Annotated in this window: 11 protein-coding genes; 7 read left to right on the forward strand and 4 right to left on the reverse strand. The window is 37.8% G+C overall.

Annotated features, from left to right (window positions below; genetic code table 11):
• Positions 1–209: 209 nt before the first annotated feature.
• From ORQ98_RS28260 to ORQ98_RS28275, 4 genes are all read left to right on the forward strand, one after another.
• Entirely contained in the window at positions 210–464 is a 255-nt protein-coding gene (locus ORQ98_RS28260) for a PPC domain-containing protein (RefSeq protein WP_274692180.1), read from the forward strand.
• A gap of 312 nt (positions 465–776) precedes the next feature.
• Positions 777–1,016 (forward strand): hypothetical protein, encoded by a 240-nt coding sequence (locus ORQ98_RS28265; protein WP_274692181.1) that lies wholly within the window; start codon positions 777–779, stop codon positions 1,014–1,016.
• Between the two features lie 230 nt (positions 1,017–1,246).
• Positions 1,247–1,708 carry a hypothetical protein gene (locus tag ORQ98_RS28270; RefSeq protein WP_274692182.1) on the forward strand — a complete coding sequence of 154 codons (462 nt, stop codon included), beginning with the start codon at positions 1,247–1,249 and terminating at the stop codon, positions 1,706–1,708.
• A 616-nt stretch (positions 1,709–2,324) separates the two neighbouring features.
• On the forward strand, positions 2,325–2,621 hold the full coding sequence (locus tag ORQ98_RS28275; protein ID WP_274692183.1) for a hypothetical protein: 297 nt from the start codon (positions 2,325–2,327) through the stop codon (positions 2,619–2,621).
• A gap of 739 nt (positions 2,622–3,360) precedes the next feature.
• Here ORQ98_RS28275 and ORQ98_RS28280 read toward each other — a convergent pair.
• Positions 3,361–3,597 carry a helix-turn-helix domain-containing protein gene (locus tag ORQ98_RS28280; protein ID WP_274692184.1) on the reverse strand — a complete coding sequence of 79 codons (237 nt, stop codon included), beginning with the start codon at positions 3,595–3,597 and terminating at the stop codon, positions 3,361–3,363.
• 99 nt (positions 3,598–3,696) lie between these two features.
• A complete protein-coding gene (locus ORQ98_RS28285; RefSeq protein WP_425347728.1) occupies positions 3,697–3,927 on the reverse strand; it encodes a helix-turn-helix domain-containing protein in 231 nt (76 codons plus the stop codon).
• A 149-nt stretch (positions 3,928–4,076) separates the two neighbouring features.
• Here ORQ98_RS28285 and ORQ98_RS28290 point away from each other — a divergent pair, with 149 nt between their 5' ends.
• Positions 4,077–5,408, forward strand: a complete 1,332-nt coding sequence (locus ORQ98_RS28290; RefSeq protein WP_342455238.1) for a DUF6538 domain-containing protein — start codon at positions 4,077–4,079, stop codon at positions 5,406–5,408.
• A gap of 71 nt (positions 5,409–5,479) precedes the next feature.
• On the opposite strand, the gene ORQ98_RS28295 is transcribed toward ORQ98_RS28290, so the two are convergent.
• Together ORQ98_RS28295 and ORQ98_RS28300 are read right to left on the reverse strand one after the other, a co-directional pair.
• On the reverse strand, positions 5,480–6,151 hold the full coding sequence (locus tag ORQ98_RS28295; protein ID WP_274692186.1) for an outer membrane beta-barrel protein: 672 nt from the start codon (positions 6,149–6,151) through the stop codon (positions 5,480–5,482).
• Positions 6,152–6,621: 470 nt separating this feature from the next.
• A complete protein-coding gene (locus tag ORQ98_RS28300; RefSeq protein WP_274692187.1) occupies positions 6,622–6,870 on the reverse strand; it encodes a type II toxin-antitoxin system Phd/YefM family antitoxin in 249 nt (82 codons plus the stop codon).
• 666 nt (positions 6,871–7,536) lie between these two features.
• Here ORQ98_RS28300 and ORQ98_RS28305 point away from each other — a divergent pair.
• Both ORQ98_RS28305 and ORQ98_RS28310 read left to right on the forward strand, forming a co-directional pair.
• Positions 7,537–7,716, forward strand: coding sequence for a hypothetical protein (locus tag ORQ98_RS28305; protein WP_274692188.1), 180 nt, complete (start codon positions 7,537–7,539; stop codon positions 7,714–7,716).
• Entirely contained in the window at positions 7,680–7,970 is a 291-nt protein-coding gene (locus ORQ98_RS28310) for a hypothetical protein (RefSeq protein WP_274692189.1), read from the forward strand. Before ORQ98_RS28305 ends, ORQ98_RS28310 begins: the two co-directional genes overlap by 37 nt.
• Positions 7,971–8,028: the final 58 nt, after the last annotated feature.

The following is an 8,028-nucleotide window of genomic DNA, read 5'->3' on the forward strand; positions in this document are numbered from 1 at the left end:
TTATACCTTCTCAATCAAATTGCCATACTGTTCAAATATACAGCAGCTAATGGCTTAGGTATAGTGATAATTAGGAACATTTATGGACCCAAAACTTCGGTAGAAAACAGGGAACACAATCTTGTAAAGATAATCCAGACCCTGGGGACGATGGCGATTTAACCAATGGTAAGTCTAAAACTAACCTTATCGGATCAAAAGGGCAATGGTTGCATTATAAATTAACTGTACCCAATAATGCACAAAATTTATCAATCACAATTAAAGGAGGCAGTGGTGATGCAGATTTATATATGAAATTTGCCAAACGTCCCTCTTCATCTGATTATGATTGTAGACCTTATCTATACGGCAACAACGAAAGCTGTACAGTGAATAATCCAAAAGCAGGAATCTATTATGTGAGCATTTTTGGCTATAGCGCATTTGCCAATTTAACGTTAACCGCAAGTTTTAAGCAGTAATAGTTAATATTTTTACATACATAAACAAAGATATACCTTATGCCTGGCCAAACAACAAAGGTTAGGCAGCAAACAGGTTCAGCCGAACACTTAATTTTCACACCTAAAAAATGATTCATGATGGGTATATATCCCTATATTTAAAAGTGATACCTGTTGTTACCTGAGCGTGGAACCAAGCACATAAGCCAAGATGTATAGAAGTTCAATAAAAAGAGAAGTAAAAATAGTGTTAAGCGTATCTCCTACTTATGGGCTATTATTGTAGCAGCGGAGAGTGGTTCTGCTTTTGATTTAAGAAGGTATAGAATATTGAGCTTTATTACAGATATATTTTTTGCATTTATACTACTTATTATAGGGCTGAAGACTGTTTATAGTATTATAAAAGCGTTAATTACTGGTCAAGTATCAAATTTTTTAGCTAAATCAAAAGAGAAAAAGTTTTTTGACAGAAACGATGAACCAGAAGAGTACCTAAAAGCCGTAGGTTTAGAGGTTGTCGTAGCACTGGCTTGTATTTTATTCTTTTTATCGGTAATTATTTATTAGTGTGTCTCCGCCCAACAATAGCAAATATTAAACTCGGTCATCACTTATTAGTAGCACGTGACATCACCCACTTCCAACACCACATTAAACCTTCTGCATAGGCTTCGTAGTAAATGTTCATGGTTAGGCACTTAGGATAGGCTGTTAGTAAAACGCGAATTCATATTGGAATTAAGCGCGTTGTCTCCTTGTGCACTAAAATTAGTATTATTAATTTGTGGAGTTGTAAGATGGATTATAAAGACTTCTGCTTTATTGTAGGTATAGGGATAGCACTATGGACTAGCTATATTATCTTGGTGGGAAGGTTTAGTTACCCTACTAATCATGGAACTGAAGTTTATACACGCGCTGATAACCCTTTTATGTATTATTTAAGCGTTTTATCAATGATAGCTATAGCAGCAATCCTATTTTTTGTTGCCTTTGATATTCATGAAAAGATTGAAACATTTAATAAGCCAGAGACTGTGTGGGCAATAGCATTAATTCTACTTATACTAGGTTGTTTTGGTTGGGGAGTACATGCACTAAAAAACGGTTATGTAAACCTAGGTAAGGGAGGCGGTAGTAATTACGACACATATACAAAAGAAGATAACCCCATAGCTTTTTACTTTGCTGTTATAGTTATGTTTTCTTTTGGATTTTTCTGTTTGTACGTCTTTGTAGGCATTTTTTTATTGAGCTAGTGCGTGCCTGCCCAAGTTAACCTCATATCATCACTAGTTTCTAATGGACAGCTAAAACTAATATTTCTGTTACTTTTTCCATAGCGTACTATGAAGAGCAATAAATGTGGCACCCATCTAAACCAATTAGAGAAGCCTGCTTCTTAATACTCGAGCATTTTATTCATAACTCTATTTTCCTTATTTTTTCTTAGGTGCAAAACATAACAAAGTGTAAATGGAAGCTCCTTATTTCAATGTTTAAGACAATGCATAAATCTTTTCAAAATCTCAATACCAATTGAGTATTTACAGATAATGTAATTTTCTACGATAGTGTTGGGCAACAAAGGATTATCGTGAGCTTCTCATGATGCATGTGAAGAATGGCTATACTGAATATCAACATCTTGATGAAAACCTCTAACATCCCAGTGTTTATTTATAGCTCCGCGTGAAAAGGACATAATAGCTTTACTTATTTAATAATATATTTTCAATACCAAAATACTGCTTTTGGTTCTAATGGACTTATTGCCAATTACTTTGTTATGAAAATATTGCAGATAGAGTATGCATTGAAATATGAGTAGTTAGAGCTATAGTTAACTGTCTTAAACTTTAGCTGCGTTAATATATGTTCTATTGTCAATTTGGTTGCTTTTTCTTAGGCTCAATTCTTATCACAGGCTCCTTAATATTGTTTTTTATTGAGTTTCTTCACTTAGCTCACGTTGGCGAATGGGTAAACATTTCACATGAAGCTATACATCACTTCTTACCTGAAACTGTAGTAGACATAGTTCATACGACTGGACTTGATATTGTGACGCTTGTTACTGGTTCTACACTTGTTGTTGTAGGTTTCTACTTGAAGCGTATGGAGCAAAAAGCACAAGCTAAGCAAGAAAGCGAACAGAAAGGACCACAATAGAGTAACACTAAGCAGAGACAGCATGCGCCTATTTCTTAGCTAGCCATCCGTGACCTTTAGCCATTGCTCATTATAAGGCACAACAGGAATTATGATCTCTTCAGGTGGAGTTGGAGTTACATCATAGTTGTAAACGTAGCATTAGCTGTAGCTGCTACCCCATACAGAATAGAACCTGCAAGAACGCCTAGTAACTTATTTTTTACATCCATATTACTGCCTACACACTAGTGAATTAATTCTATTCTTAAAACGCAAGAATAATTCCATTTTTATAAGCACTTGATTTGCCGTATTTTAAATTCTAACAAGGGCGCGCATGTAAAAAGAAGGTACAGGTATCTAGCAGTCTCTAGCGGTATAAGAGGACACAAAAATGTAATTAAGGTTTAGCTTAGAAATAAATAAAAAGCTGTCCCAAAGCTATCTCAGGGCCTTGCTATTAATAAATATAGCGGCCTGTTGAGTCCAATACATCAGGCTTTAACTATTGAAGAAGAGAGTGGCCTAGGACATCCTCAGAGGGCTTACAGATATACCAAGCTAGACGGCCTAGTTTAAGTTAGTGTGTCTACTTCGAAGGAAAAAGAAAAGAGTTTAAACGCAAAGATAGCATGAGTGTTCATCTAAATGTGCTCCATTTGTTTCAGCGAGTGCTATTGAGCAGACGCCTTTTTATTGATAAGTTGCCTCATCCGAGACAGAATTAATAATATTCCTAACGTTTTATTTATCAATATTAATTTTTAGTTTTTTTATAAAGTGGATGCTTACCTATTTTAATCAATAATAATTCAAACGCTGCTAATGGTATTTTAATTGATTCAGCTCGGCCTCTTGGAGCTAACCACTTATTTAATTGGTTTCTTGATGTATATAATGCCTGGGCAACTTCGGCTCTTGTTAAGCCAGACTCTTTGATAATTGCTCTAATTTCTTCAGGCTCTGGTAAAACAAGCTTAAAGTACTCACTCATGTTATCAACTCCTTACAATGACTCTTATTTTCAAAGCGCCACATTATGAAGTCAATGATAGGTAATGAGTAAGGATGGACCACAAACTAGGCATATGCCCTAAGCCTCAGCTCTTAAATATTGATAAAGCGTTTCGCGGCTAATCCCAAGGTCACGCGCCACTTTTGCCTTAACTTCTCCAGCAGCAACACGGGCTTTCAGTTGTTCGACATCTTCAGTACTTAGCGCTTTCTTCCTGCCCTTATAGACACCCTTCTGCTTCGCCAGGGTTATTCCTTCTCTTTGCCTCTCCTTAAACTGGTGCCGAAGGGGAGATTCGAACTCCCACACCCGAAGGCACTGCCACCTGAAGACAGCGTGTCTACCAGGGGTGGCTTGCTCACAGTTAGTGAATACTATGAGTTATTCCCAGATATGAAACTGTTTACCCCTTTTGTACCAAAACTGAGAGTCGAGATGGTACAAAACCGAGGTGAGATGTGGACTACCTACGCACTCGAAATGGTACATTTTACTTCCGAAAGGTCATACCAATGGAACTAAGATACTTATTTTGCAAGGGCGAATTACAGCTCTCGCTAAGGACCAAGATAAAGACTGAAGCCCGTACTAGAGCGGCTACGTTGCGTGGGGCAATCAATGCAGCCATAGATGAGATAAAGTCAGAAAAGAAACTAGAACGAAAATTAGCTATCTTAGAGCAGCTTGATATCTTTCTTAAATCCTTCATAAATAAGAAACACAAGGCCTATGAAAGCTTAGGGACAAGGCACTTTAAGCCCAGGCAAGGAGAAGTAAGCCAGGAAAAAACTAAACCAAAAATAACTACCCTGTCAGTGTTGTATATCCAATTTGAAACTGAAAAAGTAGCTACTGAATGGGGACACAAAGCCAAGGAAGATTATTATACGGCATTTAAAGCCTTGATTGACTTGGTTGGTGATGTGGTCCCAGCAAAGGTGAATAACACCTTAGCCAATAAATACAGCCAAGGGTTGCTTACATATCCCCAGCGAAGAACTGTAGGCCCTAACGCTAAGCTCAGCCTGAAAGAGTTAGATAAGCGCAACTCCCCTACTATATCCGCTAGAACCGCTAAGAACCATTTTACCCAGATGAATGTCTTTTTTAATTGGCTTACCCAGCGTAAATATATCAAGGCTAATCCCCTGTCTGGTTTAGCACCTAAAGGAAAGAAGACCACAACAAAAAAGCAGTCATTTAATCAGAATGATTTAAAGCTCATCTTCAGTCAGCCACTGTTTAAGGAGAAAAAATATAAGTGTGAATGGCAATATTGGTTGCCTATTTTAGCTCTATATACGGGAGCACGTCTTGAAGAGCTGGCACAGCTTAGCGCTAGCGATGTTAAGCAGGAAGATGCCATTTACTACTTACATATTCATAGCGAGGAAAATAATCAATTAAAAAATGAAAACTCAGCTAGAAAAATACCCCTTCACTGTGAGGTCCTAAGCCTTGGCTTTCTCGACTATTTAGCTACAAAACAAGGACAGCAGCTCTTCCAATTAAATAAAGTGAGTGGGAAATACGGCAAGAATGTCACTAAATGGTTTACCCGATTTAAGCAGCATCTTGGCTTCGGTCCAGCTAAAGTCTTCCACAGCTTCCGGCATACCTTCAGGGACTTAGCGGTTGAGTCAGGCGTACCTAGCGAGCATATCAAGGCCTTATTAGGACACACGCAAGGGGATGTGACACACGGTATCTACGGCTCTGGGTTTAGTTTGAGGATGCTTAATGCGAGCTTACAGAAAATTGAGATAAGAAACTTTTGTATGAATTTGTGAGAGAAGTATTTATTGATATATACAAAAAGAGCGCTTTATTTAGCACCCTTAATGTTTATACAAGACTTGAATTAGAACTTGTATTGAGCTGATAAAGTGTAGGTATCGATGTCAGTTTCGCCAAAAGCTAACTTCTTATCGCCTACATCATTAATACGTTCCCACTGAAGACCGAAAGCAATGTTATCAGTTAGGTTGTAATTAGCTCCTAGGCCAACAGTTAAACTAGTACCTTTCTCAGTCTTAGACTTAAATTTAGCAGAGCGTCCGGTAACAAAAGAAGTCCCCTTCGTTTCCTCCTCAACTTCCCATTTTAAAGCCCCAACACTTGCTAGTAATTCAAAGCTATTGTTAATTGGATAATAACCTATAGCTTTTAATCCATATCCTTTAATTTCAGCCTCTGTTTCAACAATGCTACGGCCATTACTAGGATAAAAGTCTGCGTCAGGATTTCCTAAATTGTTATAACTAGCTTCTACACCAAAATATTTATTGACACGATATCCACCAAATACTTTCCAAGCAGCATCGCGTGTTGTGTATTTTAAAGTACCAGAGGCACCCACTTCATTATAAAAGTCCTTAGCAGTGCTATAAGAGTCATCATAATCAGCAGCACCTAGACCAAGACCTAGGTAAAACCCGCTTTTACTATCTTCAAAAGGGTTTAAATTAGTTTCCGCAAAGGCAGGTACAGCAAAGGCTGACACTACAGCAACAGCTAATACAGCTTTTTTCATAACTCCCCCTAGGAGTACTTCTTGTTGAAAATTATTCTTAATTGCTTGTTTGAGTAGGATAAAACGTAGTCGTTATTGTTATGTGAAGAAGGGCTAACAAACAATGAGTACTTTCCGTACTACTCACTGTGAAATTTGTGTGTTACGAGGATGTATCAATCTGTTTTAAAGACGACATTAGTAGCCCGTTTTTTAAAGGTTTAATTTAAGTATGCGCGATATACATATAAGATAATAACATTAAATATTATTTCAGCATGAAGGATAAATAATTCTGGACCACAGATTAAATTTTCCAAATAAGCTCGCTGAAATCACTTAACTTATTATCTGCTGTCATTAATTTCATAGGCTCTGTGATTGCTTGAGCTACTAAAAGCCTGTCGAAAGGGTCTTTATGTATAGGTGGCAGTTGTAGTAGTGCTTCTGTGTGCTCGCCTTTTACCGGTAACTCAATAAACCCACTCTCTTTAGCTGCCTAGCTTGCCTTCAAACGCTGCCAGCACATCATCTTCCAATGGCTCGTCGAAGTCTTCAGGAATATGAAGCTTGCCAGCGAGTATACCTATTTTCTTTTTAGGCTTGTCTTCAAAGCTGGTAGGTACAATCTTGGCCTGTGCTTTGCCGTAAGCACCTACCAGAATGGTTTCCCCCTGCTCAGCTCTAGCCACAAGCTGAGATAAGGAGCTTTTGGCTTGGTGTATTGATATGACGTCCATAAGTAAACAAGGCCTCCTATGCTGTTAGAGATATATTAAAAGCTTAGCTAGAGTGTCAATACCTTGTTTTGTGGCCTACGTGAAGGCTTATGGTCACAGCAACTAATTCATCCAGCCAAAAGGCTAAGAGCAGCCTTATCGCCAACCGGGAGCCCATCTACAAGGGTGCTTGTGGACCCTTCTACAACTGTATTTGTACCACAGAGAGAACAACTATGTTTATCCCCAACCTTTGCCAAGTCTGCCACTGCTATTTCCTTACAGCTCAATGAACAACAGGAGCAGTGGAGTCTATCAGGGTTTTAGGTGAGCTTTAGAGTTGAGGGGTGACTTTGTGAGGTGCTTTGGGTGAGCCTTGTTAACTCAGAAAAAGCTCTTGGCAATATTGGCATGTTAAACGCGCATCAAAAACACCAACTATTCTGTCAATTTTTATACTATATGAAAATAAATATTCATATTATTAGTTCGGAATGCCATTAGTATCTAATAGAAGAAGTGCAGCAATGGTATTAAGCTTGCTCTTGTAGTAGGGTAGTGAGTAAGTGAAAGCACAAAGTGTAAACCAACTAAACATAAAGAGAGGGCATAGCCATTATAACTAGTCGATAGGCAGTGTAGGGAAAGCCAGCTAGACTGACAATAAGAGCAAGTGAGGAATTTATCATGAGTTCAAAATTTACAAAAGAAGGGACAAAAACGGAGCAAAATACAGGGTCATTCAATTTTGATTTAGAAAGAACTATTAAAGCAGCAAATGCTCCTTCTAAAATAATGCCTAAAGGATTAACCTCTGCAGAGAGGCTTGCATGGATGAGAGAATTCAGCGAGCAGAAATCAACTTAAGCAACACTACTGCTCCAAGATACTTATTAGAAATCAGCAATCATTTCTCTAAAATTTATATAAATTTACCACTCAATGAAATTGCTATTGTGGATGCCTTTATAAATCATTACGAAAATAAAGGCTTACAAGGACTTCCTGGTAGGAATAAAGCTTCAACAGATGTCAAAACGAATGACCCACAATTTGCATCAAAAGTTCAAGCAGCTAAACAACTAAAGCTTTGGCATTATCATATAGCTAGAAAATCATAAAGTGGCATATTGAAGATGCTGTATAAATAACTTGTCTATATCATCACAGCGATGCTGT

The organism is Spartinivicinus poritis (genome assembly GCF_028858535.1).
GTDB classification, from domain to species: Bacteria; Pseudomonadota; Gammaproteobacteria; order Pseudomonadales; family Zooshikellaceae; genus Spartinivicinus; species Spartinivicinus poritis.